Here is a 22,509-nt window from a genome sequence, read left to right as displayed (position 1 = left end):
CAACATCGACGCCTGGGCTTTGGAAATCACGGCGCCTTTGAACAGTTTGGCATCATTGAGACGAAATCCGCTCAAATCACCGCCCCGCCAACAAAAAACCCGGCAAAGCGCCGGGTTTCCTGTTTATGCCAGCGGGCTTACTTCAGCGCACTTGCCGCAGTCAGCGCCGCTTCGGCACTGCGCTTGTTCTTGATCCAGTAACACACCGCCATAAACGCCACCCACACCGGGATCGCATACACAGACACCTGGATCCCCGGAATCATCAGCATGATGACCAGGATAAACACCACGAACGCCAGACACACATAGTTGCCATACGGGTACCACAGCGCCTTGAACAGCGGCACTTGGCCGGTGCGGTTCATGTGCTGGCGGAACTTGAAGTGGGAGAAGCTGATCATCGCCCAGTTGATCACCAGCGTGGCCACAACCAGGGACATCAGCAGCTCCAGGGCATGTTGCGGGATGAAGTAATTCATCAGCACGGCCACCAGGGTCACGGCCGCCGAGGCGAGGATGGATCGCACCGGTACACCGCGTTTGTCGATCTTGGCCAGGGCCTTGGGCGCATCGCCCTGCTCGGCCATGCCCAGTAGCATGCGGCTGTTGCAGTAGGTGCCGCTGTTGTACACCGACAACGCTGCGGTCAAGACCACGAAGTTGAGGATGTGCGCGGCGGTGTTGCTGCCCAACATCGAGAACACCTGCACGAACGGGCTGCCGCTGTAGGCATCGCCGGACGCATTAAGGGTCGCCAGCAGGCTGTCCCATGGCGTCAGCGACAACAGCACCACCAAGGCGCCGATGTAGAAAATCAGGATGCGGTAGATCACCTGATTGATCGCCTTGGGGATCACAGTGCGTGGCTGATCGGCTTCGGCGGCGGTGAAGCCGAGCATTTCCAGGCCGCCAAAGGAGAACATGATGATCGCCATGGCCATCACCAAGCCACCCACGCCATGGGGGAAGAACCCGCCGTGTTCCCACAGGTTGCTCACCGAGGCTTGCGGGCCGCCGCTGCCGCTGACCAGCAGATAGCTGCCCAAGGCGATCATGCCGACGATCGCCACTACCTTGATGATGGCGAACCAGAACTCGGCTTCACCGAAGACTTTGACGTTGGCCAGGTTGATCAGGTTGATCAACACGAAGAACGCCGCTGCCGAGACCCACGTCGGGATCTCCGGCCACCAGTAGTGCACGTATTTTCCGACGGCGGTCAGCTCGGACATGCCCACCAGGATGTACAAAATCCAGCAGTTCCAACCCGACAGGAAGCCGGCGAAACCGCCCCAGTACTTGTGGGCAAAGTGGCTGAAGGAACCGGCGACCGGCTCTTCGACGATCATTTCGCCGAGTTGGCGCATGATCATGAAGGCGATGAAGCCGCAAATGGCATAGCCCAGGATCATCGACGGGCCGGCGGACTTGAGCACCCCGGCCGAGCCGAGGAACAAGCCGGTGCCGATGGCGCCACCGAGGGCGATCAACTGGATGTGCCGATTTTTCAGGCCGCGTTTCAGCTCGCCTGAAGAGGAATTGGGTCCACTCATGAAAAGGGTCTCACGCAAGGTTTGATGATGTGAATGCACGTGGCTGACTTGAATTCCGCCTCAAGCAGCGCCGCTCAAACCCCAGCGAAGGCACAAGGAGTACAGCGTCTTTCTAACGGTCATGCGTCACCTGTTTGTTTTTATCTGTGACGAAATCGAACCCGCCAGGCTCGTGGCCAGGCGGAATGATCAGGGTCGGCAAACCCCGAGGTCTTGGCCTTTTGCGGGTTACGCAAAGGGGGTCACAGTAAAACGCGGCGCATTGTACACCGCTCGACAGCTTACGCCCGCCCCCGAACGGTGCGTGCGACGATCTGTCAGGGATTCCTTACAGCCTTGAGTTGACCAACAACGCCGAGACTTACTCGTAAACTAATCGTTACATAGCGGAAACACTGCGTTACAGCTGTCATCTTTGGAAAAATTGGCGGTAAGAAATTTCCGCGCAAAAGGCGCTGGCAGCTCACTGTATTTCCTCAGAAAAAACGCCCGCTAAAAAAACAGAAGAAAAAATCCAAATGAAACCGTGTCAATAAATATTTTGCATTAAACAACAGGGTCTCCTAGGTTCATTCCACTTGCCAGCGACGCCCGTTGGCAGGCCGTTCTCAAACACCGTCCTCTAGGAGATACACCATGCAAGCACTGGAAAACGACCTGGAAACCGAACTGCAACTCGACGACTGGTTTGAAGCGCCGACCCATGAGGCCGCCGTAGAAATGATGCAAGCTGATGCCGTAGTGCCATTTGGCACCGCGATGTGGCCTTTCTAACCGGCAGGCATCCGGCAGGTGCTGTGCACGGCGCCTGCCCCCTTACCCAAGGCACACAAGGACAGACGTCATGGACAAGGCCCGCGCCGTTGAACACTTTCTCTACTACCTCGCCCACCACCCGGCCCTCAGCGGCCTGAACTGCCCAAACGTACTGCTGGGCCATACTGAGCGCTACGATGCCATCGCCCAAGCCATCAACCACAGCAACGCCGCACGCTTCAACTTCCAGGTGCAGCGCCTGGACCTGACCGCCAGCGACACCCTGGCGGAGGCTATTGAAGGCTGTGACCTGTATCTGTTTCTCTACGATTCCTCGACCCTGCCCAACCCTCGCGCCGAAGGCCCTGACTTTATCCGTGCCCTGCAGGGTGTGATGGCTGAACACTGGAAGAAGTCCTTACTGTTCAAGGATTACGGTGACTACTTCTACGACACCTTCAGCGTCGAACCGCAACGCATTGCCGACCTCAACGCCACGCTGATCCGGCGCATGGGCCAGGCCACTGTGCTGAGCTTTACCGATAAGCACGGCTCACGCCTTGAGGCGCCGCTGAGCAGCATCAAGAAGTGGACCAATATAAACGGCGTGGGCAACCACGACCTTGCCCCCGGTGAGATCGCCACCCACAGCGAGGCCATCAACGGGCAGGTACGGTTTGTCGGCACCTTTCTCAGCACCATCCCGTTCGCGCGCAAATACGGCGTGCTGCAATCACCGCTGGAGCTGTGGATTGAGAACTCGACCGTCTGCAGCGTGGCCAGCGAAGTGCCTGGGCTGGTGGATGACTTCAACAAATACTTGAACGCCAACCCGTCCAATCGTCGGGTGGAGGAATTGGGAATTGGCACCAATGAAGGGGTGAAAGACTTGTATGCGCGCAATGCCGGGTTCGAGGAGCGCCACTGTGGACTGCACTTGGGTCTGGGTGGAGGGCAGAAAGGCAGCCATCACTTGGACCTGATCTTCGCCAGTGGGGTGCTGGCACTGGATGACAAGCCCGTGTTCGATGGCACCTTTGCGTTCTAACGATATTGCCAGTATGGGTTTGCTCGCGAGGCCGTATGACAACGCCTGTGTGAAGCGCCTGACACACCGTCTGCGCGAGCAAGCCTCCTGCTGTTTTCTTGATCGATCAGGTGTGTCAGAGGAGAGTCACACGTTCTGCGAGCCCATCTCGCATGTCGTCAGCGTCGGCGAGCCGAGGGATGCAGGTACTGAGGTGAACAGACCGTAGGTGTAATCCAGGCTCTCAGTCGTGATCACGCTGTCAACAGTCCAGGTCTCCGGCCAAGGAGCGGGATTGTTCGGAGCATGGAAGACCAGTGTGGCCTGACGATCCAGCCCAGGCATATCCGATACCGGATAATAGGGCAAAGAGGTGGGATGCTGACGCTTCCAGCGCTCCCACAACAGGTCAAGGTAACAGTGGTGCAGGAAAAACACCGGATCGTTGGGTGAGGACGGCATCGACATGTTACCGCCCACCCAGCGATGCACAGGGTCATGCAGCACGCCTTCACAGAAATTGCCCCAACTGTCCGGCCCCGGGGCATACGGCGTCTTGGCCAGCGCATCCAGCACTTGTTCGGAGTTCGGCAGATGCGCGCCGGGCCCTGCGCCCAGTTCGCGGCGCAAGCCCTTATCCCCCTCCGGAACCCCCTGGCGAATTTCAAAGCGCCCGTCCTGATAAGCGAATGGGCCCGACGTTACACGCTGGGCTTGAGCACTGTCGCCATCGCCGCCCAAAAAGCCAGGCGTGAATGGATTGCTTGAGCCCTCCATCGACCAGTCCCAGAATGGCAGGGTGACGCTGGTATCGTTAACCGCGCTTTGCAGATCCCGCTCGAATTGACGCAGGAATACGCGGTGCCAAGGGAAAAACAGCGGCGAGCGGTGCGGCATCGGCGTGAAAGCCTCCGGGCCGTCGAAGGCGTTGCTGTGAACCTGTACGTAATCGTCATAGCGCATTTGCTGTCCGGGACGCAGGACACTTTGGACTTCGTTTTTCAGCAGCAGGATGGCCTGGATAAAAAGGGCTTTCTGTTCACGGGTCATGTAGCGGTGATTGATGCGGATATCCATGGTCGTCGCCTCGTGGCATAAGTGAGTGCAGGGCTCAATCTAGTGCCGCGGTGGTGAACGCCGGTGGTAACTGTTTAGCCCACACCGCACACCATCACTCGACGAATAACGATCCGGTGAAACGCTCCAGGCGCAAATCCCGCCGCAAAAAAAAACGCCAACTTCAACAGTTGGCGTTTTTTTTATGCAGCGCTTATTGCATCACTGCGGCTTCTTGCGACCAAACCCCGGACGCTGACCCGAACCCGCTGGAGCGCCACGGCGCTTGCCCGACGGCTCGTCCGCGACCAGTTTCGGGCCGGGACGCTTGTTCGCCGCCGGCTTGGCTGGACGCTTGGTGCTGGCGTTGTCGGCCGGGCGATCCGTTTCGCCACGGTTGCTGCGACCACCGGCCGGCGCAGGACGCGGTGCACGCGGTGCGCGCTCGCCTTCCTGACGCGATGGGGCCGTTGGACGACGCTCACCTTCAATATGCGGCTGACGGGAGATACGCCCGCCGGTCGCCGGAGCATCCAGCGCCGGGCGCACAGTGCGCGCCACGCGCTCGGCACGTGCCACAGGACGCGACGATTTACGCTGCATGCGCTCAAGCTTGTCTTTGCTCTTGGCGTTCATCTGCGGCATGGCAACTGGCGTCAGGCCCACTTCGGCGCTGAGGATGTCGACTTCGTACTGGCTCATTTCGCGCCAGCGGCCCATCGGCAGGTCGGAGTTCAGGAACACCGGACCAAAACGCACGCGCTTCAGGCGGCTGACCACCAGGCCCTGGGATTCCCACAGGCGACGTACTTCACGGTTACGGCCTTCCATCACCACGCAGTGGTACCAGTGGTTGAAACCTTCACCACCTGGAGCCTGCTTGATGTCGGTGAACTTGGCCGGGCCGTCTTCGAGGACGACGCCAGCTTTCAAGCGCTCGATCATCTCGTCATCGACTTCGCCACGTACACGTACCGCGTATTCACGGTCCATCTCGTAGGACGGGTGCATCAGGCGGTTGGCCAGTTCACCGTCGGTGGTGAACATCAGCAAGCCGGTGGTGTTGATGTCCAGACGACCGATGTTGATCCAGCGGCCTTCTTTGGGCTTAGGCATTTTGTCGAACACGGTCGGACGGCCTTCCGGGTCGTCACGGGTGCAGATCTCGCCGTCGGGCTTGTTGTACATGATCACGCGGCGCACCGATTCGGCGGCCTCTTCACGCTTGATGACTTTGCCATCAATGGTGATTGCATCGTGCAGATCGACGCGCTGACCGAGGGTGGCCTCGACGCCGTTGACCTTGATGCGCTTCTGAGTGATCCAGGCTTCGACGTCGCGGCGCGAGCCCACGCCGATACGCGCCAGCACCTTTTGCAGCTTTTCGCCTGCAGGGCCGATTTCCTGGCTGTCGTTCTGGTCTTTATCGTTCATCTTAAGCACCTCCCGGTGGGTCGATTCAGGCGTGGCCTGAAGAGTGTTGAAAGCGGGGCTTTGGCCGAATAGGTCGGCAAAGGGTCGCGAATCATACGCGTAAGGCGCGCGTTGCGCATCACAGACTAGTCGATATGCGCCAAGTCATTTGTTTTTCCGCCGACCGGTGGCGCCCAAGGCCAACAAACGCAGTTCGGCTTCGGCCAGGACAGTGCGCTTGTCGGTCTTGTCGAGTTTCTTCCAGACACGGATTTCGCGCTTGCTGCGACCGCACCCGACGCAGATCTCATCGCTGAATTTGCAGACGCTGATGCAAGGGTCTTTGGTTGAACTCATGTCTTCTCACATCCCGCATTGACCGCATCAGTCTTCGAATTCGCGGCGTTCCGCCTCAATAGCTTCGGCCAATGCACGGGCTTCGTCTTCTTCATCGCTCAGCGGCGGCGGTTCGAGAGCGGCAACGGCAGCCAGGAGTTTCTCGCGGGCTTCAGCCACGCCAAGGATATCTTCCTCAGGTTCAGCTTCGACTTCAGGCTCAACTTCAACGTTCACTTCGGCTTCAGGCTCAGCCGCACCATCACGCAGCAAATCATCGAAGTCGGTCTTGATCCCCTGCTCCATGTCGTCCAGTTCCAGCAAAAGGGTGTGGAAACTGGTTTCGTCTTTCGGTTCTTCAGGCTCGGCCGTGGCATCGGCAAGTTCCTGCAAACCTGGCGGCACTGGGGCGTCGTCGAAGTCCAGCACCGGCTCGGCTTCCATCTCACGCAATTCGGCCAGCGGCGGCAGGTCGTCGAGGTTTTTCAGGTTGAAGTGGTCGAGGAACACCTTAGTAGTGGCGAACATCGCCGGTTTGCCCGGCACGTCGCGGTAGCCGACGATGCGGATCCACTCGCGCTCCAGCAACGTCTTGACGATATGGCTGTTGACCGCCACGCCCCGCACATCTTCGATTTCACCCCGAGTAATCGGCTGGCGATAGGCGATCAGCGCCATGGTCTCCAACATCGCCCGTGAGTAACGCTGAGGGCGTTCTTCCCATAGGCGGCCAACCCACGGGGAAAATTTCTCACGAATTTGCAGACGATAACCCGACGCCACTTCGCGCAGTTCAAACGCGCGGCCTTCACAGGACTTGCGCAAGATCTCCAGCGCTTTCTTGAACACCGGCGGCTCAGGGCGCTCAGCCTCTTCAAACAGTTCGAACAGGCGCTCCAGGGATTGCGGTTTACCCGAGGCCAGGAGAAAGGCTTCCAGCAACGGCGCCAGTTCGCGGGGTTCAGTCAGATTCATCAATTCAGCTCTTTATTCGGCTCGCGCCCGCACGTGGATAGCCGCAAAAGGCTCATTCTGGACCAGCTCGACCAAGGATTCCTTGACCAATTCGAGGATCGCCATAAAGGTCACCACCACCCCCAGTCGCCCTTCTTCTTTGGTGAACAGCTCGACAAACGGCACAAAGCCGCCGCCCTTGAGGCGCTCCAGCACATCGCTCATGCGTTCGCGAGTAGACAGGGCCTCGCGGCTGACCTGGTGGTGTTCAAACATATCGCCCCGGCGCAGTACCTCGGCCATGGACATCAGCAACTCTTCCAGGCTCACGTCCGGCAGCAGCTTGCGTGCGCGAGCTTCGGGAGCATCCAGCTTGGGCACCACCACGTCGCGGCCCACGCGGCTCAGACCGTCGATGCCTTCGGCGGCCGCCTTGAAGCGTTCGTACTCTTGCAGGCGACGGATCAGTTCGGCGCGCGGGTCGTCCTCTTCGGCTTCCACCGTCTCCGAACGCGGCAACAGCATGCGCGATTTGATCTCGGCCAGCATGGCGGCCATCACCAGATACTCGGCTGCCAGCTCCAGGCGCACCGACTGCATCAACTCGACATAACCCATGTACTGCCGGGTGATTTCCGCCACCGGGATGTCGAGGATGTTGATGTTCTGCTTGCGGATCAGGTACAGCAACAAATCCAGCGGGCCTTCGAAGGCGTCAAGGAAGACTTCCAGGGCGTCCGGCGGAATGTACAGATCCAGGGGCATTTCCAGCACGGCCTGGCCGTACACCATCGCAAATGGCAGCTCCTGCTGCGCACCTGCCTGGGGGTCGACGGTTTCCACTGACGACATTCAGGCCTCGACCATAAAGGGCGCCGGATCGCCACAACCCACACGGATCACTTCAGGTTCGCCGTCGGCCAGGTTGATCACGGTGGAGGCTTTGCCGCCGCCGAAGCCGCCATCGATGATCAGGTCTACCTGCTTTTCCAGCAATTGGCGCATTTCGTACGGGTCTTCCAGCGGCTCGGTGTCGCCGGGCATGATCAACGAAACGCTCATCAGCGGTTCACCCAGCTCCGCCAGCAACGCCAGGGCAATCGGGTGCTCCGGCACACGCAGGCCGATGGTGCGTTTTTTGGGATGCAGCAGAAGGCGCGGCACTTCGCGTGTGGCGTTGAGAATGAAGGTGTAAGGCCCCGGCGTGTGGGCCTTGAGCAGGCGGAAAGTACCGGTATCGACCTTGGCGAACAGCCCCAGTTGGGATAGATCGCTGCAGATCAGTGCAAAGTTATGCTTGTCGTCCAGCTGACGCAGGCGCCGCACACGTTCGACCGCGCCCTTGTCACCGATCTGACAACCGATGGCGTAGGACGAATCTGTTGGGTAGATCACCACGCCGCCGGCGCGAATAATCTCCACGGCCTGTTTAATCAGGCGCGCCTGGGGATTTTCCGGATGAATCTGGAAGAATTGACTCACGAGCTCTACCTGTTCAGACGGTGGCAACAATGGGGTCATGCTTGAATCGCCCCCACAAAAGCGGCAAATCTTCCGGGATCGCGCGGTACTCGCCGATCTCGGACCAGCCGCCTGGGCCATGAAAGTCACTGCCGGCACTGACCAGCAGACCAAATTCGCGGGCAAGAATCGCCAGGCTGCCGACCTGTTCGGCGGGTTGATGCCCGTTGACCACTTCGATTGCGTGGCCACCCGCTCCAATATAGTCGCTGATCAGCTTGCGGCGCTTGCTGCGCGTGAAATCGTAATGCCAGGGATGCGCCAGGCTGACCCAGGCCCCGGAGGCCCGTAGGGTCTCGACGGTGTCTTCAAGGGTCGGCCAATGTTGCTTCACATCGCCCAACTTGCCGGCGCCCAACCATTTGCGAAAAGCCTCGGCGCGGTCTTTAACAAAACCTTCACGCACCATCCAATCGGCAAAGTGCGGACGGGCCGGCGCATTGCCGCTGTCGCCCAGCTCCTGCTGGATCGCGCGGGCGCCGTCGAGGGCATTAGGCATGCCTTTGAGGGCCAGCTTGCGGCTTATTTCTTCGGACCGCAGCCAGCGGCCATCGTGCAATTGCGCGATAGCCTCCATCAACGGCGCGGCGTTTTGATCGAAACCATAACCGAGCACATGAATGGTGGCCCCGCCCCAGGTGCAGGACAATTCGACACCGTTGACCAGTTGCATGCCCAACGAATGGGCGGTTGCGCGCGCTTCCTCAAGACCTTCAAGGGTGTCGTGGTCGGTCAACGCCAGGACTCGCACGCCTTTTTCAAACGCACGCGCAACCAGTACCGCAGGCGCCAGGGCGCCGTCGGAGGCCGTGCTGTGGCAGTGCAAATCAACATTCACGGGAGTGTGTAACCTCAAGTCAGCTGGCGCTTTCGCAACCAAGGATGTTTGTTATTATGCCGCCACATCCAGCTTCTGGCTCTTACTGTGAAACAATTCATCGACTTCATCCCGCTGTTGCTGTTCTTCATCGTTTACAAACTCGACCCTCGGGTCATCGATCTGGCCGGCCACGAGCTCACCTTCGGCGGCATCTACAGCGCCACCGCTGTGCTGATCATCAGCTCTGTCGTGGTCTACGGCGCTATCTTCATCTCCCAGCGCAAACTGGAAAAAAGCCAATGGCTGACCCTGGTCGCGTGCCTGGTCTTCGGCAGCCTGACCCTGGCCTTCCACAGCGAAACCTTTCTTAAATGGAAAGCCCCGGTGGTGAACTGGCTGTTTGCCCTGGCGTTTATCGGCAGCCACTTCATCGGCGACCGCCTGCTCATCAAGCGAATCATGGGCCACGCGCTGACCCTGCCAGAACCGGTCTGGACGCGCCTGAACATCGCCTGGATCGTGTTTTTCATCTTCTGCGGCGCCGCCAACCTGTTCGTGGCCTTTACCTTCCAGGATTACTGGGTCGACTTCAAAGTGTTCGGCAGCCTGGGCATGACCGTGTTGTTCCTGGTCGCCCAGGGCATTTATCTGTCGCGCCACCTGCATGATGCCGAGACCACTACGCCGAAAACCGAGGACTGACATGCTCTACGCAATCATTGCTACTGACGTTGCCAACTCGCTGGAAAAACGCCTTTCCGTACGCCCGGCACACGTCGAGCGCCTCAAAGTGCTGCAAGCCGAAGGCCGCATCGTACTAGCCGGCCCGCACCCGGCCGTAGACAGCAACGACCCAGGCGACGCTGGCTTCACCGGTAGCCTGATCGTCGCCGAGTTCGCCTCCCTGGCCGATGCTCAGGCCTGGGCGAAGGCTGATCCTTATGTCGCGGCGGGCGTTTACGCCGATGTCGTGATCAAGCCGTTCAAACAAGTCCTGCCTTAACCCAAGCTGCGCCGAACCGATTGCGTTCGGCGCGCTGCTTATTACTCATTATTCTCGGTAACCTGCCGACAACGTTCTGAATATTCGTGTGGAATTAGGAGTTCCGATGCGCTTACGTCAGTTTTGTCTGTTGGCAGTGTTAACAATCGGGGCTACGGCCCACGCTGAAGAAACCTCGAACACCGGCAGTTCCACGCCCTTGTCCTTGAGTGCCGGCAGCCAGATCAGCGAGCTGCAGCAACGTTTGAAAGAAAGCGAACGGCAGCGTGAAGCACTGACCAAACAACTGCAAAGCGCGGATGCTACGCGCGAAAGCGCCCAATTGAGTCGCCTTCGCCAAGAGAACCAAAAGCTGGCCCAGCAACTCAAAGATTCACAGGGCGGTACCTTAAGCCGATGGCTGACCGAGCAACAGCAGTGGTTTGTCACCGGCGGGGCCGTCGCACTGATCGCCTTGCTGTGCGGGATCTTCGCCAGCGGGGGGCACCGTCGCCGTCGACAATGGCTAAATTGAGTGAGTCATGAGCGAGCTGTTACTGATAGATGATGACCAGGAGCTCTGCGAGCTGCTGACCAGTTGGTTGAGCCAGGAAGGCTTTCAGGTGCATGCCTGCCACGATGGCTTGAGCGCGCGCAAGGCCTTGGCCGACAGTGCTCCGGCAGCGGTCGTGCTCGACGTAATGCTGCCAGACGGCAGCGGCCTGGAGCTGCTCAAGCAATTGCGCAACGATCACCCGGAGCTGCCGGTGCTGATGCTATCGGCCCGGGGCGAACCCTTGGACCGCATCCTCGGTCTGGAACTGGGTGCCGACGATTACCTCGCCAAGCCCTGCGACCCCCGTGAACTGACCGCCCGCCTGCGCGCGGTATTACGCCGCAGCCACCCGGCCGCCGTGTCCAGCCAGCTTGAGCTGGGCGACCTGTGTTTCAGCCCGGTGCGTGGCGTGGTCAGCATCGATGAACAGGAATTTACCCTCACCGTCTCCGAAAGCCGCCTGCTGGAAGCCTTGCTGCGCCAGCCCGGCGAGCCCTTGGACAAGCAGGAACTGGCGCAGATCGCCCTTGGCCGCAAGTTGACCCTGTACGACCGCAGCCTGGACATGCACGTGAGCAACCTGCGCAAAAAGATCGGCCCGCACCCGGACGGACGTCCACGGATCGTGGCGTTGCGCAGCCGAGGCTATTACTACGCCCCGTGAAAGTTTTGTCAGTTAGCACAAAATCGTCTTTACCCAAGCTTTACGCTCCCCTGACTGCCGCTGACCTTGATCTGGGTAACCTACTCACATCCGGACTCACCGGAATAGAGACAGGAGAATCACCATGCGCAAGACCCTTATCGCTTTGATGTTCGCCGCTGCCCTGCCAACCGTTGCCATGGCCGCGATGCCCGAAGGCCCAGGCCCGATGGGCGGTCCTGAAGGCCACATGATGGGCGGCCCGGGCCACGGCGGTGAACACGGTCCGCGTGGCAAAGGCGGCCCTTTCAGCCAACTGGACCTGAGCAAGGAACAGCGCCAGCAGATCGGCAAGCTGATGGGCGACCAATGGCACGCTCGCAAAGACCTGACCAAAAAGTACCTGGACAAACTCCCGGCCGCTGACCAGAAAGCCATGCAGGATGAAATCGCCGCCGGTAAGCAGAAAACGCAGGCCGATATCCGTGCCGTGCTCAAACCTGACCAGCAGAAGAAGTTTGACGAGATCGTCAAGAAGCAGGAACAGCGTCGAGCCGAATGGAAGGAATTCCAGGCCTGGAAAGCGCAACAGCCGCAAAAAGCGCAATAATGCTCCCGCGTTAAAGCTCCCAGCCCAGTGGCTCCCGCCACTGGGCTTTTCCTGTTTGAGGGTTTCCTGTGCGTTCATTGTTCTGGCGCATCCTGGCCAGTTTCTGGCTGGCCATCGCCTTGGTTGCCGGGTTGTCGATCTTGCTTGGGCATATGCTCAATCAAGACGCCTGGATTCTCAGCCGGCACCCTGGCCTCAAAAACCTGGCCGAAGAGTGGACCCAACTCTACGAAACCCAGGGCGAAGATGCTGCCCAGGAATTGCTGCAACAGCGCAAGCGCCAGTATCACCTCGACGTGCAAGTGCTGAACGAAAGCGGCGAGCCAGTGGTGCGTGGCACCTTCCCGCGCCGCGCCGCCGCCTTTGAAGCCCGACAGAACGACAGCAAGGAAGGCCACCTTCCCTGGCGCCGTCTGACCGCCGAGTACACCAGCGAGAAAACCGGCGACACGTACCTGCTGATCTACCGCATCGCCCACCCGGAGCTCGACGAATGGCACCGCAGCAGCCTGACGTGGCCATTGAGCGCCTTGGCCATTGCCCTGGTGGTGCTGACCCTGTTCAGCCTGTTCGTCACCTTATCCATCACCCGCCCGCTGAGCCGCCTGCGCGGTGCGGTGCATGACCTTGGCCAGGCCACCTACCAGCAAAACAGCCTGGCGCGCCTGGCCAATCGGCGTGATGAGTTCGGTGTACTCGCCACTGACTTCAACCGCATGGGCGCGCGCCTGCAAAGCCTGATCGGCAGCCAGCGCCAGTTGCTGCGCGATGTGTCCCACGAACTGCGCTCGCCCCTGGCCCGCCTGCGGATCGCGCTGGCCTTGGCCGAACGCGCCGGGCCCGAAGAACGAGAAAAACTCTGGCCGCGCCTGACTCGCGAATGCGACCGCCTGGAAGCCTTGATCAGCGAGATCCTGGTACTGGCACGCGTCGATGCCGACAACGCCAGCGCTGAGGATGTCGACCTCAACCCCCTGCTCAAGACCCTGCAAAAAGACGCCCAGCTCGGCGCGCCAGACCAAGTGGTGCAACTGGCCAGCGAACATGACCTGCAGCTCAAGGGCTGGCCGACCATGATCGAACGCGCCGTCGACAACCTGCTGCGCAATGCCCAACGGTTCAACCCGCCAGGCCAGGCGATCGAGTTACGGGCGCAGCGCCACGGCGAGCGCATCCTGATCAGCGTGCGCGACCATGGCCCCGGTGTTGACGCCGAACACCTGAGCCAACTGGGCGAGCCGTTCTACCGCGCGCCCGGCCAGACTGCTCAAGGCCACGGCCTGGGCTTGGCGATTGCGCGGCGTGCAGCCGAACGCCATGGCGGCAGCCTGATCCTGGCCAATCATCCTGACGGCGGCTTTATCGCCAGCATCGACCTGCCGTTGGAACCAGGGGTTACAACGCCGGTGTGATGATCTTCTATAGTGGCCCTTCTCTTACGGAGGGCCTTCGATGACTGACCTGCTGACTCCCATCCAAGCCGCACTCGATCTACCCCACACCCCGCTGACCTTCACCGAGGCTGGCGCCCTGCCCTCTACCTACGCCGTCACCGAACTGGCCAGTGCCAGCATCGGCGCCGCCGGGCAGGCCGTCGCACAACTGATCCAGCAACAGACCGGGCGCTTACCCAGTGTGAGTGTGGACCGGCGCCTCGCCTCTTTCTGGTTTTCCTCCTCGATCCGCCCGATAGGCTGGCAAGTGCCGCCACTGTGGGACCCGGTAGCCGGCGACTACGCCAGCGCCGATGGCTGGATTCGCCTGCACACCAACGCGCCCCATCACCGCGCCGCCGCCGAACGGGTGCTGGGCAAGGTCGCCGACCGCGCCGAGATGACCAGCAAGGTCGCTGCGTGGAACGCCGCCGAACTGGAACAGGCGATTGTCGACCAAGGTGGCTGCGCGGCGCAGATGCGTGCGTGGCGCGCCTGGCAGCAACATCCGCAAGGGTTGGCGGTGAACGCCGAGGCGTTGGTCCAACGCCGGACTTTCGAAACCACAACCGACAAACCCTGGCTCGGCTCGGCCGCACGCCCGCTGGCCGGCCTCAAGGTGCTGGACCTGACCCGCGTATTGGCCGGCCCCGTGGCCAGTCGTTTTCTTGCTGGCCTCGGCGCGGATGTACTGCGCATCGACTCCCCCACCTGGAACGAACCCGGCGTGGTCCCGGAAATGACCTTGGGCAAACGCTGCGCGCGCCTGGACCTGAAAACGCCCGAAGGCCGGATGATGTTCGAGCGTTTGCTCAAGGACGCCGACATCCTGCTCCACGGTTACCGCGCTGACGCCCTGGAGCACCTGGGCTACACCGCCCCAGAACTGCAACACATAGCCCCCGGCCTGATTGACGTCAGCCTCAACGCCTATGGCTGGAGCGGCCCGTGGCGAAATCGTCGGGGCTTCGACAGCCTGGTGCAGATGAGCAGCGGGATCGCCGAGGCGGGCATGCTCTGGAAACACGCGGGTAAACCGGTGCCGCTGCCGTTGCAGGCGCTGGATCACGCGACCGGGTACCTCATGGCGGCCAGTGCGATTCAGGCGCTGGGCGAACGGTTGCAGTCCGGGCGCGGTGGTTCGGCGCGGTTGTCGTTGGCGCGCACCGCAACGTTACTGGTGGAAGCAGGCCAGGCCGCGGAGCAACCAGCGTTGCGAGAGGAAGAACCTGGAGATCAGGGCCTGGTCGTAGAACAAACCGCCTGGGGCCAGGCCCACCGGCTGCTGCCCCCGCTGACCATCGTCGGTACGCCATTGCAATGGGATTTGCCGGCTGGAGAGTTGGGCTCGCACAGGCCGCAATGGTGACTTGACCTCCGCTATGGGGAGCAAGCCCTGAGTCTTGCATAAACCATTTCAGACGAGCGCATTCCTGTGGCGAGCGGGCTTGCCCCGGCGTTGGGCTGCGAAGCAGCCCCAAAACCAGGCGCAGAGGAGTGCCCGATACACCCCATTCGTCTTAATCAGGGGCGCTTCCCCCCAACGCGGGGCAAGCCAGCTCGCCCGTTTGCTACGCGACAGCGCTACGTCGAAAAGGTAGTGGGACCTCCCACATTTTGAATAGGTTCACCCATCAAAATGTGGGAGGGGGCTTGCTCCCGATGACGCCAGTACCGTCCCCCCACTACAACGACAATACCCCGCTGTACAACCCATACGCCGCCAGCCCTGCACCGGCGATCACGCAGCTGAAAATGCCCTTCTCAACATGGGTAAACAACGGCTGGCCCTGTTCGCGCTTGGCCAGGGCGAACAGGATCACGCCCGGCGCATACAGCAGCGCCGACAGCAGCAGGTATTTCAGCCCCCCCGCGTAGAGCAGCCACAGGGCGTAGCCCAGGGCGATCAACCCCACCAGCAGGTCCTTGATGCGATGGCGGTGGGCACCTTCATAGGTTTCTCCCCGCCCGCTCAACAGCACGGCATACGCCGCCGACCACAGGTACGGCACCAGAATCATCGACGACGCCAGGTAAATCAGCGTGGTGTAAGTGCTGTGGGAAAACAGCGTGATCACCAGAAAAATCTGGATCATCACATTGGTCAGCCACAAGGCATTGACCGGCACCTGGTTGGCGTTTTCCTTCTTCAAGAACGCCGGCATGGTCTTGTCGTGAGCCGTGGCGTAGAGGATTTCCGCGCAGAGTAACGCCCAGGACAGCAATGCGCCCAACAGCGACACCGCGAGGCCCAGGCTGATCAGCAGGGCGCCCCAAGGGCCGACAATATGCTCCAGCACGCCCGCCAGGGAGGGGTTTTGCAGGCTGGCCAGCTCTGGCTGGCTCATGATTCCAAGGGACAGCACATTCACCAGCGCCAACAGCGCCAGCACGCCAAGAAAGCCAATCACCGTGGCGCGCCCGACGTCCGAGCGTTTATCGGCCCGCGCCGAATAGACGCTGGCGCCTTCGATGCCGATAAACACGAACACCGTGACCAGCATCATGTTGCGCACCTGATCCACCACGCTGCCGAGCTGCGGGTTGCCCAGGCCCCAGATGTCACGGGTAAAAATATCGGCTTTAAAGGCCACGGCCGCGATCACGATAAACATCAGCAGCGGCACGATCTTCGCCACGGTAGTGATCTGGTTGATGAATGCCGCCTCCTTGATCCCACGCATGACCAGGAAATGCACCGCCCACAGCAACAACGATGCGCAGCCGATGGCAACCGGCGTATTGCCCTGGCCGAATACCGGAAAAAAGTAGCCAAGGGTACTGAACAGCAACACGAAGTAACCGACGTTGCCCATCCAGGCACTGATCCAATAGCCCCAAGCCGACGAAAACCCCATGTAATCGCCAAAACCGGCCTTGGCGTAGGCATACACCCCTGAATCCAACTCGGGTTTGCGATTGGCCAGGGTCTGGAACACAAACGCGAGGGTCAACATGCCGACGGCGGTGATCGCCCAGCCGATCAATACCGCGCCCACCTCGGCACGGGCGGCCATGTTTTGCGGCAGGGAAAAGATCCCGCCGCCGATCATCGACCCCACCACCAAGGCGATCAGGGCGCTGAGTCGAAGTTTCTGGGCCGGTTGAGACATGAACACTCCTGACTGAAAAACCGAGTTGAGCTGACAACTGAGCACTCAACTAATTAAATCAGCGAGTGTAGCGTTTAGTAGGGATGGCGATTAAATCAATCCGTTCATAACCAAATGGCATTTAAATTAACAACATTTAGGCTTATTTAGATTTTAAATAGTGCATCAACTCTTAATATTTATAGCGAATAAGTGAAACACCGCTCAAATAGTTTGCACATCCGGCAAAAAGGTTTAGCTTCAAACGTCCATCTCACCGGCCAAATAATTAAATTTTAATGGGGTTAACCGCTCTGCGCAGCGCGTTTCCAAGGATTTTCATCGCCCACGAGTTTCCAGGCTAAGTCATTTATTCACAATAGGATGTGCCAATGAAGTGATCTGAGTCAGCTGTTTGATTAGCACACGGAATTATTCTGTGGTCTCTCTTCTCCTGCATTGGAGTTATGCAATGTCTGAATCCCCCGGAAAACTTCGATTAGGTGCACTGGTTGCACTTGTCGTGGGCTCAATGATCGGCGGCGGGATCTTTTCCCTGCCGCAAAATATGGCCGCCAGCGCTGATGTTGGCGCGGTATTGATCGGTTGGGTGATTACCGCCATCGGCATGTTGACCCTCGCGTTCGTGTTTCAGACCCTGGCCAATCGCAAGCCCGACCTCGATGGCGGCGTGTACGCCTACGCCAAGGCCGGATTCGGCGACTACATGGGTTTCTCGTCAGCCTGGGGCTACTGGATCAGCGCTTGGCTGGGCAACGTTGGCTACTTCGTATTGCTGTTCAGCACACTCGGATACTTCTTCCCGATCTTCGGCGAAGGCAACACACCCGCAGCGGTGATTGGCGCATCGGTGTTGCTGTGGGCCGTGCACTTTCTGGTGCTGCGCGGGATCAAGGAAGCGGCGTTCATCAACCTGGTGACCACGGTCGCCAAGGTGGTGCCACTGGTACTGTTCGTGTTGATCGCCGTGTTCGCGTTCAAGCTGGACATCTTCACCGCTGACATCTGGGGCGTAAAAAACCCGGACCTGGGCAGCGTGATGAACCAAGTGCGCAACATGATGCTGGTCACCGTGTGGGTGTTCATCGGCATCGAAGGCGCGAGCATCTTCTCGTCCCGTGCGGAAAAACGCAGCGACGTCGGCAAGGCCACCGTGATCGGCTTTATCACTGTGCTGTTGTTCCTGATGCTGGTGAACGTGCTGTCCCTGGGCATCATGACCCAGCCGGAACTGGCCAAGTTGCAGAACCCGTCAATGGCTGCGGTGCTGGAGCATGTGGTAGGCCACTGGGGCGCGGTGCTGATCAGCGTCGGCTTGATCATCTCGCTGCTGGGGGCGTTGCTGTCGTGGGTGCTGCTGTGTGCGGAGATCATGTTCGCCGCCGCCAAGGACCACACCATGCCGGAGTTCCTGCGTAAGGAAAACGCCAACCATGTGCCGGTCAACGCCCTGTGGCTGACCAACGCCATGGTCCAAGTGTTCCTGGTGATCACGCTGTTTTCCGCCAGTACTTACCTGTCGCTGATCTACCTCGCCACCTCGATGATCCTGGTGCCTTACCTGTGGTCGGCGGCCTACGCGCTGCTGTTGGCGGTGCGCGGCGAAACCTACGAAAACGCCCTCAAAGAGCGCAAGAAAGACCTGTTCATCGGCGCAGTCGCGCTGATCTACGCGGTCTGGCTGCTCTACGCCGGCGGCACCAAGTACCTGCTGTTGTCCGCCCTGCTCTATGCCCCCGGCGCGATCCTGTTCGCCAAGGCTAAGCATGAACTGGGCAAACCGATTTTCACCAACGTCGAGAAGCTGATTTTCGCCGCAGTAGTCATTGGCGCCCTGGTGGCAGCCTATGGCCTCTACGACGGCTTCCTGACTCTGTAACTGTTGCTCCTTGGAGGATCTGTAATGACCACGGAAAAAGTGAAGTACGGCGTACATTCCGAAGCCGGCAAACTGCGCAAAGTCATGGTGTGCTCCCCAGGCTTGGCCCACCAACGGCTGACCCCGAATAACTGCGATGAACTGCTGTTCGATGACGTGTTGTGGGTGGCCCAGGCCAAGCGCGACCATTTCGACTTCGTGACCAAAATGCGCGAGCGGGATATTGATGTGCTGGAAATGCACAACCTGCTGACCGATATCGTTGCCATCCCCGAAGCCATGGACTGGATCCTGGAACGCAAGATCACCTCCAACACCGTGGGCCTGGGCCTGGTCGATGAAGTCAGCTCCTGGTTGCGCAGCCTGGAGCCGCGCAAGATCGCCGAGTTCCTGATTGGTGGCGTGTCGGCCGATGACCTGCCGAGCAGCTTCGGTGGCAAGACCATCGAGATGTTCCGCGACTTCCTCGGCCACGCCAGTTTCATTCTGCCGCCGCTGCCCAACACCCAGTTCACCCGCGACACCACCTGCTGGATCTACGGCGGCGTGACGCTCAACCCGATGTACTGGCCGGCGCGACGCCAGGAAACCCTGCTGGCCAGCGCCATCTACAAATTCCATCCCGAGTTCACCAACGCCGACTTCCAGATCTGGTACGGCGACCCCGACCAGGAACACGGTGCCGCCACACTGGAAGGCGGTGACGTCATGCCCATTGGCAATGGCGTGGTGTTGATCGGCATGGGCGAGCGTTCGTCCCACCAGGCCATTGGCCAACTGGCGCGCAACCTGTTCAAGAACAAAGCTGTGGAACGGGTGATCGTTGCCGGCCTGCCGAAATCCCGCGCGGCGATGCACCTGGACACCGTGTTCAGCTTCTGCGACCGCGACCTGGTGACCATCTTCCCGGAAGTGGTCAACCAGATCGTGCCCTTCACCCTGCGCCCTGACGACAGCAAGCCCCACGGCATCGACATCCAACGGGAGAAAACCAACTTCCTCGAGACCGTTGCCGCCGCGCTCAACCTCAAGGCCCTGCGCGTAGTCGAGACCGGCGGCAACAGCTTCGCCGCCGAGCGCGAGCAGTGGGACGACGGCAACAACGTAGTGGCCTTGGAGCCAGGCGTGGTGATCGGCTACGACCGCAACACCTACACCAACACCCTGCTGCGCAAGGCTGGCGTGGAGGTCATCACCATCAGCGCCGGTGAACTCGGCCGTGGCCGTGGCGGCGGCCACTGCATGACCTGCCCGATCATCCGCGACCCTATCGACTATTAATTTTTGGCCTTGGCCGCTGCTTATCCAGCAGCAGCCGAGGGGATAACCGAAACCTAAGGAGATCCACCATGGCTTTTAATATGCGCAACCGCAGCCTGCTCTCGCTGATGCACCACACCACTCGCGAGCTGAACTACCTGCTGGACCTGTCCCGCGACCTCAAGCGCGCCAAATACACCGGCACCGAGCGCCCACACCTCAAAGGCAAGAACATCGCGCTGATCTTCGAAAAAACGTCGACCCGCACCCGCTGCGCGTTCGAAGTGGCGGCCCATGACCAAGGCGCCCACGTCACCTATATCGACCCGGTTTCGTCGCAAATCGGCCACAAAGAAAGCATGAAAGACACCGCCCGCGTTTTGGGCCGCATGTTTGACGCCATTGAATACCGTGGCTTCGAACAGGAAATCGTCGAAGAACTGGCCAAGTTCGCCGGGGTGCCGGTGTTCAACGGCCTCACCGCTGAATTCCACCCGACCCAAATGATCGCCGACACCCTGACCATGCGCGAGCACAGCGACAAGCCGCTGCATGACATCAGCTACGCCTACCTGGGCGACGCCCGTTACAACATGGGCAACTCGCTGCTGATGATCGGCGCCAAGCTCGGCATGGACGTGCGCATCGGCGCGCCGAAAGCCCTGTGGCCCCATGAAGATTTCATCAAGCAATGCCAGGCGTTTGCTGAGGAAAGCGGCGCACGCATCACCATCACTGAAGACCCGAAAGAAGCAGTCAAAGGCGTGGACTTCATTCACACCGATATCTGGGTGTCCATGGGCGAGCCGGTGGAAGCGTGGGACGAGCGCATCGAGCAACTGCTGCCGTACCAAGTCAACGCCAAGATGATGAAAGCCTCGGGCAACCCACGTGTGAAGTTCATGCACTGCCTGCCGGCGTTCCACAACAGCGAGACCAAGGTCGGCAAGGACATTGCCGCGCGGTATCCGAACCTGGCCAATGGCGTGGAAGTGACCGAGGAAGTCTTCGAGTCGCCGGCCAACATCGCCTTTGAGCAAGCGGAAAACCGCATGCACACCATCAAGGCGATCCTGGTGTCGGCACTCGCGGATATCTAAAGGCTACACGGGTTAAGTGTGGGAGGGGCAGTGCGACGATTCGACTTGCCCCCGATGGCGGCGGATCAGCTACAGATAAGTTGCCTGACATACCGCTATCGGGAGCAAGCCCCCTCCCACATTGGCCTCTGTGTTCACACCCATAGAAGGATTGAATTATGCGCATCGTCGTAGCCCTGGGCGGCAACGCCCTCCTGCGCCGTGGTGAACCCATGACCGCAGACAACCAACGCGCCAATATCCGCATCGCCACCGAACAGATCGCCAAGATTCACTCCGGCAACGAGCTGGTGATCGCCCACGGCAATGGCCCGCAAGTCGGCCTGTTGTCGTTGCAGGCGGCCGCTTATACCAGCGTCTCTCCTTACCCGCTGGACGTGCTTGGCGCCGAGACCGAAGGCATGATCGGCTACATCATCGAACAGGAACTGGGCAACCTGCTGGACTTTGAAGTGCCGTTCGCCACCCTGCTCACCCAGGTGGAAGTGGACGCCAAGGACCCGGCCTTCCAGAACCCCACCAAACCCATCGGCCCGGTGTACTCCAAGGCGGAAGCGGAAAAACTCGCCGCCGAGAAAGGCTGGGCCATTGCCCCGGATGGCGATAAATATCGCCGCGTCGTCGCCAGCCCGCGCCCCAAACGCATCTTTGAAATCCGCCCAATCAAGTGGCTGCTGGAAAAAAGCGCCATTGTGATTTGCGCCGGCGGTGGCGGTATCCCGACCATGTACGGTGAAGACGGCAAGCTCAGAGGTATTGAAGCGGTCATCGACAAAGACCTGTGCTCTTCGCTATTGGCCTCGCAACTGAACGCCGATCTGCTGGTGATCGCCACCGACGTCAACGCAGCGTTCATCGACTTTGGCAAACCGACGCAAAAGGCCATCGGCCAGGCCCATCCCGATGACATGGAAAAACTCGGCTTCGCCGCCGGCTCCATGGGGCCCAAGGTGCAGGCCGCCTGTGAATTCGCCCGTCAGACTGGCAAAACTGCGGTCATCGGTTCACTCTCGGACATCGAAGCCATCGTCCAGGGCAGCGCCGGCACGCGCATCAGCACGGCAACACCTGGCATCACCTATCTGTGAAGTAGAGGAGATACGCCTATGGCCACCTTTGAACCCGGTCACCTGCACGTCGAACGTCACGCCCTTAACAAGGACGACTACAGCTACAACCTGTGCATTGACTATGAAGTCAGCCAGGACCCAAAGGAAGGCACGGGCATGCTGTTCAAGCTGCACGGCTCGGTGCAGGGTAAGGACATCAACGAAGAGTTCTATCTGCCCAAGGACCAGGCCTTCGACTTCGCACGGCACGCGATGAACATCGCGCAGAAGTACGGGATGCCGAAGATCGCGGTGTTGAATGGCTCGATGCACAAGCAGTACGACCAGATGTTCGAGGATGTGCGGCATCAGCTGGATGTGAAATCCGGCGACCCGATCAAGCCTGAACACTTGGAATAACTGACACCACTCTGCTCCAAATGTG

At 60.0% G+C, this 22,509-nt stretch carries 23 protein-coding genes; 14 read left to right on the top strand and 9 right to left on the bottom strand.

Going from position 1 to position 22,509, the window contains the following annotated elements; translation table 11 throughout:
• Positions 1 to 137: 137 nt before the first annotated feature.
• Positions 138 to 1,556, bottom strand: a complete 1,419-nt coding sequence (locus tag AB4N82_RS16180; protein ID WP_099602783.1) for an amino acid permease — start codon at positions 1,554 to 1,556, stop codon at positions 138 to 140.
• Positions 1,557 to 2,192: 636 nt separating this feature from the next.
• On the opposite strand from AB4N82_RS16180, the gene AB4N82_RS16175 reads away from it, so the two are divergent.
• Together AB4N82_RS16175 and AB4N82_RS16170 are read left to right on the top strand one after the other, a co-directional pair.
• The gene (locus AB4N82_RS16175; protein WP_003175756.1) at positions 2,193 to 2,330 is read left to right on the top strand and encodes a hypothetical protein; all 138 of its coding nucleotides are present in this window, start codon (positions 2,193 to 2,195) and stop codon (positions 2,328 to 2,330) included.
• A 70-nt stretch (positions 2,331 to 2,400) separates the two neighbouring features.
• Complete coding sequence (locus tag AB4N82_RS16170; protein WP_122763784.1) at positions 2,401 to 3,360, top strand: M29 family metallopeptidase; 960 nt, start codon at positions 2,401 to 2,403, stop codon at positions 3,358 to 3,360.
• Between the two features lie 126 nt (positions 3,361 to 3,486).
• Here AB4N82_RS16170 and AB4N82_RS16165 read toward each other — a convergent pair whose 3' ends face one another.
• The 7 genes from AB4N82_RS16165 to AB4N82_RS16135 all read right to left on the bottom strand — a co-directional run bounded on the left by AB4N82_RS16165 (position 3,487) and on the right by AB4N82_RS16135 (position 9,457).
• A complete protein-coding gene (locus tag AB4N82_RS16165) occupies positions 3,487 to 4,416 on the bottom strand; it encodes a tyrosinase family protein (protein WP_122763785.1) in 930 nt (309 codons plus the stop codon).
• A 201-nt stretch (positions 4,417 to 4,617) separates the two neighbouring features.
• On the bottom strand, positions 4,618 to 5,829 hold the full coding sequence (gene rluB, locus AB4N82_RS16160) for a 23S rRNA pseudouridine(2605) synthase RluB (RefSeq protein ID WP_032890980.1): 1,212 nt from the start codon (positions 5,827 to 5,829) through the stop codon (positions 4,618 to 4,620).
• Between the two features lie 144 nt (positions 5,830 to 5,973).
• Positions 5,974 to 6,165, bottom strand: a complete 192-nt coding sequence (locus tag AB4N82_RS16155; protein ID WP_122763786.1) for a DUF1289 domain-containing protein — start codon at positions 6,163 to 6,165, stop codon at positions 5,974 to 5,976.
• Positions 6,166 to 6,192: 27 nt separating this feature from the next.
• Positions 6,193 to 7,119 (bottom strand): SMC-Scp complex subunit ScpB, encoded by a 927-nt coding sequence (gene scpB, locus AB4N82_RS16150; RefSeq protein WP_032890978.1) that lies wholly within the window; start codon positions 7,117 to 7,119, stop codon positions 6,193 to 6,195.
• A 12-nt stretch (positions 7,120 to 7,131) separates the two neighbouring features.
• Positions 7,132 to 7,830: a segregation and condensation protein A gene (locus AB4N82_RS16145; protein WP_177326464.1), complete on the bottom strand. Its 699-nt coding sequence runs from the start codon at positions 7,828 to 7,830 to the stop codon at positions 7,132 to 7,134.
• Between the two features lie 120 nt (positions 7,831 to 7,950).
• Entirely contained in the window at positions 7,951 to 8,580 is a 630-nt protein-coding gene (locus AB4N82_RS16140) for an L-threonylcarbamoyladenylate synthase (protein WP_015885581.1), read from the bottom strand.
• Positions 8,581 to 8,593: 13 nt separating this feature from the next.
• Entirely contained in the window at positions 8,594 to 9,457 is an 864-nt protein-coding gene (locus AB4N82_RS16135; RefSeq protein WP_122763787.1) for a PHP domain-containing protein, read from the bottom strand.
• Positions 9,458 to 9,544: 87 nt separating this feature from the next.
• Between AB4N82_RS16135 and AB4N82_RS16130 the strand changes: the two genes are divergently transcribed.
• From AB4N82_RS16130 to AB4N82_RS16100, 7 genes are all read left to right on the top strand, one after another.
• Positions 9,545 to 10,141 carry a septation protein A gene (locus tag AB4N82_RS16130; protein WP_032890974.1) on the top strand — a complete coding sequence of 199 codons (597 nt, stop codon included), beginning with the start codon at positions 9,545 to 9,547 and terminating at the stop codon, positions 10,139 to 10,141.
• 1 nt (position 10,142) lies between these two features.
• On the top strand, positions 10,143 to 10,442 hold the full coding sequence (locus tag AB4N82_RS16125; RefSeq protein ID WP_027605568.1) for a YciI family protein: 300 nt from the start codon (positions 10,143 to 10,145) through the stop codon (positions 10,440 to 10,442).
• 106 nt (positions 10,443 to 10,548) lie between these two features.
• A complete protein-coding gene (locus tag AB4N82_RS16120; protein WP_032890973.1) occupies positions 10,549 to 10,956 on the top strand; it encodes a hypothetical protein in 408 nt (135 codons plus the stop codon).
• 7 nt (positions 10,957 to 10,963) lie between these two features.
• Positions 10,964 to 11,641: a response regulator transcription factor gene (locus tag AB4N82_RS16115; RefSeq protein ID WP_032890972.1), complete on the top strand. Its 678-nt coding sequence runs from the start codon at positions 10,964 to 10,966 to the stop codon at positions 11,639 to 11,641.
• Positions 11,642 to 11,765: 124 nt separating this feature from the next.
• Positions 11,766 to 12,230 (top strand): LTXXQ domain protein, encoded by a 465-nt coding sequence (locus tag AB4N82_RS16110; RefSeq protein ID WP_032890971.1) that lies wholly within the window; start codon positions 11,766 to 11,768, stop codon positions 12,228 to 12,230.
• Positions 12,231 to 12,298: 68 nt separating this feature from the next.
• Positions 12,299 to 13,642 (top strand): sensor histidine kinase, encoded by a 1,344-nt coding sequence (locus AB4N82_RS16105; RefSeq protein ID WP_122763788.1) that lies wholly within the window; start codon positions 12,299 to 12,301, stop codon positions 13,640 to 13,642.
• Between the two features lie 40 nt (positions 13,643 to 13,682).
• Entirely contained in the window at positions 13,683 to 15,032 is a 1,350-nt protein-coding gene (locus AB4N82_RS16100) for a CoA transferase (RefSeq protein WP_122763789.1), read from the top strand.
• A gap of 316 nt (positions 15,033 to 15,348) precedes the next feature.
• Here AB4N82_RS16100 and arcD (AB4N82_RS16095) read toward each other — a convergent pair whose 3' ends face one another.
• A complete protein-coding gene (arcD, locus tag AB4N82_RS16095; protein ID WP_122763790.1) occupies positions 15,349 to 16,776 on the bottom strand; it encodes an arginine-ornithine antiporter in 1,428 nt (475 codons plus the stop codon).
• A 451-nt stretch (positions 16,777 to 17,227) separates the two neighbouring features.
• Between arcD (AB4N82_RS16095) and arcD (AB4N82_RS16090) the strand changes: the two genes are divergently transcribed.
• From arcD (AB4N82_RS16090) to AB4N82_RS16070, 5 genes are all read left to right on the top strand, one after another.
• Positions 17,228 to 18,655 (top strand): arginine-ornithine antiporter, encoded by a 1,428-nt coding sequence (gene arcD / locus AB4N82_RS16090; protein ID WP_032890966.1) that lies wholly within the window; start codon positions 17,228 to 17,230, stop codon positions 18,653 to 18,655.
• A gap of 24 nt (positions 18,656 to 18,679) precedes the next feature.
• Complete coding sequence (gene arcA, locus AB4N82_RS16085) at positions 18,680 to 19,936, top strand: arginine deiminase (RefSeq protein ID WP_122763791.1); 1,257 nt, start codon at positions 18,680 to 18,682, stop codon at positions 19,934 to 19,936.
• Positions 19,937 to 20,004: 68 nt separating this feature from the next.
• Complete coding sequence (locus tag AB4N82_RS16080) at positions 20,005 to 21,015, top strand: ornithine carbamoyltransferase (protein ID WP_032890962.1); 1,011 nt, start codon at positions 20,005 to 20,007, stop codon at positions 21,013 to 21,015.
• Between the two features lie 158 nt (positions 21,016 to 21,173).
• Positions 21,174 to 22,103, top strand: a complete 930-nt coding sequence (arcC, locus tag AB4N82_RS16075; RefSeq protein ID WP_095185751.1) for a carbamate kinase — start codon at positions 21,174 to 21,176, stop codon at positions 22,101 to 22,103.
• 18 nt (positions 22,104 to 22,121) lie between these two features.
• A complete protein-coding gene (locus tag AB4N82_RS16070) occupies positions 22,122 to 22,484 on the top strand; it encodes a DUF5064 family protein (RefSeq protein WP_032890958.1) in 363 nt (120 codons plus the stop codon).
• Positions 22,485 to 22,509: the final 25 nt, after the last annotated feature.

It is taken from the genome of Pseudomonas sp. H1_D04, assembly GCF_054683855.1.
This window is presented reverse-complemented; position numbering and strand designations above follow the sequence as displayed.

Excerpts from the sequence above, each read along its gene's own strand:
- AB4N82_RS16180 (WP_099602783.1), bottom strand. The coding sequence starts at position 1,556 with ATGAGTGGACCCAATTCCTCTTCAGGCGAGCTGAAACGCGGCCTGAAA.
- AB4N82_RS16175 (WP_003175756.1), top strand. The coding sequence starts at position 2,193 with ATGCAAGCACTGGAAAACGACCTGGAAACCGAACTGCAACTCGACGAC.
- AB4N82_RS16170 (WP_122763784.1), top strand. The coding sequence starts at position 2,401 with ATGGACAAGGCCCGCGCCGTTGAACACTTTCTCTACTACCTCGCCCAC.
- AB4N82_RS16165 (WP_122763785.1), bottom strand. The coding sequence starts at position 4,416 with ATGGATATCCGCATCAATCACCGCTACATGACCCGTGAACAGAAAGCC.
- rluB (WP_032890980.1), bottom strand. The coding sequence starts at position 5,829 with ATGAACGATAAAGACCAGAACGACAGCCAGGAAATCGGCCCTGCAGGC.
- AB4N82_RS16155 (WP_122763786.1), bottom strand. The coding sequence starts at position 6,165 with ATGAGTTCAACCAAAGACCCTTGCATCAGCGTCTGCAAATTCAGCGAT.
- scpB (WP_032890978.1), bottom strand. The coding sequence starts at position 7,119 with ATGAATCTGACTGAACCCCGCGAACTGGCGCCGTTGCTGGAAGCCTTT.
- AB4N82_RS16125 (WP_027605568.1), top strand. The coding sequence starts at position 10,143 with ATGCTCTACGCAATCATTGCTACTGACGTTGCCAACTCGCTGGAAAAA.
- AB4N82_RS16120 (WP_032890973.1), top strand. The coding sequence starts at position 10,549 with ATGCGCTTACGTCAGTTTTGTCTGTTGGCAGTGTTAACAATCGGGGCT.
- AB4N82_RS16115 (WP_032890972.1), top strand. The coding sequence starts at position 10,964 with ATGAGCGAGCTGTTACTGATAGATGATGACCAGGAGCTCTGCGAGCTG.
- AB4N82_RS16110 (WP_032890971.1), top strand. The coding sequence starts at position 11,766 with ATGCGCAAGACCCTTATCGCTTTGATGTTCGCCGCTGCCCTGCCAACC.
- AB4N82_RS16100 (WP_122763789.1), top strand. The coding sequence starts at position 13,683 with ATGACTGACCTGCTGACTCCCATCCAAGCCGCACTCGATCTACCCCAC.
- arcD (WP_122763790.1), bottom strand. The coding sequence starts at position 16,776 with ATGTCTCAACCGGCCCAGAAACTTCGACTCAGCGCCCTGATCGCCTTG.
- arcD (WP_032890966.1), top strand. The coding sequence starts at position 17,228 with ATGTCTGAATCCCCCGGAAAACTTCGATTAGGTGCACTGGTTGCACTT.
- arcA (WP_122763791.1), top strand. The coding sequence starts at position 18,680 with ATGACCACGGAAAAAGTGAAGTACGGCGTACATTCCGAAGCCGGCAAA.
- AB4N82_RS16080 (WP_032890962.1), top strand. The coding sequence starts at position 20,005 with ATGGCTTTTAATATGCGCAACCGCAGCCTGCTCTCGCTGATGCACCAC.
- arcC (WP_095185751.1), top strand. The coding sequence starts at position 21,174 with ATGCGCATCGTCGTAGCCCTGGGCGGCAACGCCCTCCTGCGCCGTGGT.
- AB4N82_RS16070 (WP_032890958.1), top strand. The coding sequence starts at position 22,122 with ATGGCCACCTTTGAACCCGGTCACCTGCACGTCGAACGTCACGCCCTT.